The following is a 1,474-nucleotide window of genomic DNA, read 5'->3' as shown; positions in this document are numbered from 1 at the left end:
CTCCTGGCAATGCGCCGTCCGTGGACCCGCAGACTTCGAGCGAGCCGCCGAGTGCCGATGCACAAATTGCGCTTACGTCCAACCCAGGACCCGGTGCCCCTGGCAGGCCGGTGCCCGCTATCCGGTCAATACTGTCCAATATCGGGAAGGTGTCGATGCCACCGTAGCCGGTCAGCAGCTTGCCATCTGCCGACGTGCAGGCGTAGCCCGGGTTTGTGATGACCAGCCGTTTGCCACTGATCGTGCAGGTCATGCGGCCGGCGCGCAATATGCCGACAGTCTGGCCGGCTGCCACCAGCACTTCGATGATGCCGCCTCTCGCCCCGAGCACCATGTGCGGCGTCGCAACCTGCATGACGCCCCCTTTAGAAACCTGGCCGCCATAAAAACGTGCCAGGCCGCTGTTCATCCCGATATCGATCTTTCCGGAACCGGAGCCCGGATTGTAGACGAATTCATCGATTGTCAGGCTGGTGTTCGGACCAATCTTGGCGCTCGATTCATCCCGGAACACCAGCATTCCAAGACCGGTGGGGTCACTGCGCAACTGGTCGCCGAGTTCGACGCCAGCACCAACGTTCATTGTCCCACCGTTGTTGCGGACGATGTTGGTCTGATAGGCTGTCATCGACCCGACTGTCTCAGCGGCGGATGGTACCGTGAAAGCAAGGCAGGCGATAAAAAGAGCGATCTGACGGTACCTCATCGAGGCCTCTTTCAATTGAGCGTCAACGTATAGCTCATGAGCATTTCGAACGATTTTCGGTCGCGGTTGGCGATGGCGAAAGTGGTTTCTCGATAGGCGAGATCAACGCTGATCTTCTGGGCTTCAGTCAGCTGAAAATCGCTTTCCGAGGCAATGCGCCAGAAGTCGCTCTTAATATTTGTGCCGATGCCGACCGAGAGATCGGGAATGTCGCTGTGGCCGGCCGAGAAGGCGATCTGGTGTGACCATGCGAAAAGATCCGGTACGTTCATCAACAGGCCGCCATAGCGGACCTCGCCTGAGTAGCTGCGGCCGATTTCTCCAGATCCGGAAGCGAAGTCGTTCGAGCCGACAAAGCGCAGTCCGAGCGCCTGGCCATTGCGGAAGCGGTAGCTGCCGCCTGCCTCATAGAAGACCCTGCTGTCGGCGAAAATGCCTTGCGAGGCGCTTAGATCGATGTAGCCGCCACCGGCGAAGAGCGTCGTTTCGACCGTCGGTCGAACGAGGAAACGTCCACCAAGGCCAATGCCGGTTTCCTGAATATCGCTGTCGAAACGGTCTGTAACGGTAAATGCGGAGAGCAGCAGGCGAAGCGAATCGATCCCACTATTGGGCAGCCCCTTGTCCCAGGTAATCGCTGCGTTGCCGTGGACAAAAGTCTTATCGCTACCCGGAACCGACAGGTCTTCCGTGAAAAAACGCTCTGTCGCCGTCAACGACCCTGAAAGCACCAGCGCGTCGGCACTTGGCGTGCCGAGGTCCCACCGG

The 1,474-nt window shown here is 59.1% G+C and carries 2 protein-coding genes; both read right to left on the bottom strand.

Features of this window, described 5'->3' with window-relative positions:
• A partial coding sequence (locus EOC06_RS22125) for a FecR domain-containing protein (RefSeq protein ID WP_206631231.1) occupies positions 1-721 on the bottom strand: 721 nt, incomplete at its 3' end.
• On the bottom strand, positions 718-1,474 hold a 757-nt coding region (locus tag EOC06_RS22120), incomplete at its 5' end, for a hypothetical protein (protein WP_206631230.1). The genes EOC06_RS22120 and EOC06_RS22125, both read right to left, overlap by 4 nt.

It is taken from the genome of Mesorhizobium sp. M7A.F.Ca.MR.362.00.0.0 (genome assembly GCF_004023175.1).
Classification (GTDB): domain Bacteria; phylum Pseudomonadota; class Alphaproteobacteria; order Rhizobiales; family Rhizobiaceae; genus Mesorhizobium.
This window is presented reverse-complemented; position numbering and strand designations above follow the sequence as displayed.